This is a genomic window from Spirulina sp. CCY15215 (assembly GCF_016888125.1).
Classification (GTDB): domain Bacteria; phylum Cyanobacteriota; class Cyanobacteriia; order Cyanobacteriales; family Spirulinaceae; genus CCY15215.
On sequence record NZ_JACSWA010000480.1, the window covers coordinates 1 to 264 of the forward strand.

Annotated in this window: 1 pseudogene; it reads right to left on the reverse strand. The window is 45.1% G+C overall.

From position 1 onward, the window contains the following. Positions 1-31: 31 nt before the first annotated feature. Positions 32-264: pseudogene (locus JUI58_RS15985) on the reverse strand (hypothetical protein); the annotation flags it as partial.

A 264-nucleotide genomic window follows, 5' to 3' on the forward strand; every position in this document is an offset into this window, starting at 1 on the left:
TCGTACAGAAATTATAGCGCGATCGCTAAGTTCAGAAGTTATCAGGGTCTAATCCTTTCGCAATCAGGCGATCGCGCAACTCTTGCAATGTCCTCTGAACTTGTTCTTTTTCCCGTCGTTCCTCCATTTTTTGTTGTCGTTCCTCCATTTTCTGTCGTCGTTCCTCAATTTTTTCCCGTCGTTCCTCAATCCGTTCCCGTTCGGACTCATCTGGACTTCTTAAATACTCCCCAGTTTGGGGATTGAAAAAACGCATCTGACCAT